The 2,394-nt window shown below is 57.5% G+C and carries 3 protein-coding genes and 1 pseudogene; all 4 read left to right on the forward strand.

Going from position 1 to position 2,394, the window contains the following annotated elements:
* A pseudogene (locus AC4FIC_RS13215) lies at positions 1–249 on the forward strand (urea ABC transporter permease subunit UrtC); the annotation flags it as partial.
* On the forward strand, positions 249–1,118 hold the full coding sequence (urtD, locus tag AC4FIC_RS13220) for an urea ABC transporter ATP-binding protein UrtD (RefSeq protein ID WP_273286167.1): 870 nt from the start codon (positions 249–251) through the stop codon (positions 1,116–1,118). The pseudogene AC4FIC_RS13215 and the gene urtD, both read left to right, overlap by 1 nt.
* Positions 1,115–1,810: an urea ABC transporter ATP-binding subunit UrtE gene (gene urtE, locus AC4FIC_RS13225; protein ID WP_100256257.1), complete on the forward strand. Its 696-nt coding sequence runs from the start codon at positions 1,115–1,117 to the stop codon at positions 1,808–1,810. The genes urtD and urtE overlap by 4 nt, the downstream gene beginning before the upstream one ends.
* 6 nt (positions 1,811–1,816) lie before the next feature.
* A partial coding sequence (locus AC4FIC_RS13230) for an urease accessory protein UreD (protein WP_476195090.1) occupies positions 1,817–2,394 on the forward strand: 578 nt, incomplete at its 3' end.

Raw genomic sequence — 2,394 nt, forward strand, 5'->3', positions numbered from 1 at the left:
ATCGAGGTGGTCATCTGGGTCGCTATCGGCGGACGGGGCACCCTGATTGGTGCCGTGCTCGGCGCGTTGCTGGTGAACTACGCCAAGACCCGACTGACTGCGATCTTTCCCGAGGCCTGGTTGTTTGCCCTCGGCGCACTCTTTGTCTTGGTAACCCTATTTTTACCCAAGGGCCTGTTTGGTTTCTTCGCCGACATGCGGGCCCGCTTCGCGCGGCCGTCCGTTGTCAACCCAGAGGAGACACGCTAATGGAACTGATTGATAACACACGGGAAGTCTTCCGGCGCGATCGGGTTTGGGCCTTCATGTTACCCAAACCGGTCAAAGTTGACGTAGCGAAAGAGATCATTCTCTACATCGAAGATCTGTCGGTTAGCTTCGACGGCTTTAAGGCCATCAATAACCTCAACCTCTATATCCGCGATGGCGAATTGCGCTGCCTAATCGGTGCCAATGGCGCCGGCAAAACCACGCTGATGGATATCATTACCGGCAAGACCCAGCCCGACTCCGGTTCGGTCTGGTTTGGCCAAACCCATAATTTGCTGGAACACGACGAGGCCGCCATCGCCCATCTGGGCGTTGGCCGCAAGTTTCAAAAGCCGACCGTGTTTGAAGCCCAGTCGGTCTTTACCAATCTGGAACTGTCGCTGAAAACCAATAAGGGTGTGCTGCCCACTCTGTTCGCGCGTTTGGGCGCCAGCCAACGTGCGCGCATCGATGAGGTCTTGTTGACCATCGGCCTGACCGAACAGCGCGATCAGGACGCGGGCTCGCTCTCGCATGGCCAAAAACAGTGGCTGGAAATAGGCATGTTGTTGGCTTCAGACTCTCGACTACTCTTAGTGGATGAGCCGGTCGCCGGCATGACTGCCGAAGAAACCGAAAAGACTGCTGCCTTGCTGATCTCCTTAGCCGGTAAGCATACGGTGGTGGTGGTTGAACACGACATGGAATTCGTGCGCAGCATTGCTCGTACCGTCACCGTTCTGCACCAGGGTGCGGTGTTGGCCGAAGGCACCATGGATGAGATCCAACGTAATAAGGCGGTTATCGAGGTCTACCTGGGTGAAGAGCAGGCCGACAGTGAAACGGCAACAGCGGGAGTGGCGCAATGATCCGCATTAATCAGGTCGACCAGCGTTACGGCGGCACGCAAATTCTCTGGGGTCTTAACCTCGATATCGCCGAGGGTTCTTGCACCTGCATCATGGGTCGCAATGGCGTGGGTAAGACCACCTTACTCAAAACTTTGATGGGCCTACTGCCGATCAGCGCCGGGGAAATTCTGCTGCAAGGCCAGGCGTTGCACACTCAGACTGCCGAACAGCGCGCACCCTTGGGCATCGGTTATGTGCCGCAAGGTCGGGAGATTTTCCCGCTGCTCACGGTGGAAGAAAATCTGCGTCTGGGCTTACCGGTCCGTACCGACAAGGCCAAAGACATACCGGACAAAATCTTCGAACTGTTTCCGGTCTTGCACGACATGCTGGCCCGACGCGGTGGCGATCTATCCGGCGGTCAGCAACAGCAGTTGGCAATCGGCCGGGCCTTGGTGATCGACCCTAAGGTGTTGATCCTCGATGAACCGAACGAGGGTATCCAGCCCAACATCGTCAAGCAGATTGGCGATGTCATCCTAAAGCTGAACGCAGAAGAGGGTCTGACGGTGATTTTGATTGAACAGAAGCTCGGCTTTGCCCGGCGCGTCGGTAAGGAATTCCGGCTCATGGAAAAAGGCCAGATCGTCGCCGCCGATAAGATGGATAACCTCAATGACGAACTCATTCGTCAGTACCTGGCGGTATAACGCGCGATGAATAAGCAGTTTGTGCCCAGCGCCGACAGCTCTGTGTTACCCGCCGAGCCTTCTGGCCCGAGCCAGTGGCACGGCCAGTTACGTTTGGAATTCGCCCAAACCCGACGCGGGGTGCGCCTGATGCGCACCGAACACCGCGGGCCACTCTATGTGCAAAAGCCCTTTTACCCCGAGGGGCCCAATACGCCTCATGTCTATCTGTTGCATCCGCCCGGCGGCCTGGTCTCGGGCGATCGGCTGGAAATCGATATAGCGGTTGCCGCTGACGCCCATGCGCTGGTCACCACGCCCGGGGCCGGTCGACTCTATAAGGCGCGCGCCGATCAAAGTCTGCAGCGGCAAAGTGTTCGGCTGCGCATCGCCGCCGGTGCAAGCATCGAATGGCTGCCACTGGAGGCCATCCTGTTTCCCGGTGCGCATGCCCAAACCGAGACGCGCATCGATATAGCCGAGGGCGGTAAGCTGATCTTTTGGGATGTGGTCAGCTTCGGCCTGCCGGCCAATGGCCGGGTATTCGATGCGGGCGAATTTAATCAGAGTCTTAAAATTTATCGCAATGGTCGCCTCAGCCTGCA

The sequence above is a fragment of the Reinekea sp. genome (genome assembly GCF_982785585.1).

Coding starts and splice junctions, on each gene's coding strand:
- urtD (WP_273286167.1), top strand. CDS start 249: ATGGAACTGATTGATAACACACGGGAAGTCTTCCGGCGCGATCGGGTT.
- urtE (WP_100256257.1), top strand. CDS start 1,115: ATGATCCGCATTAATCAGGTCGACCAGCGTTACGGCGGCACGCAAATT.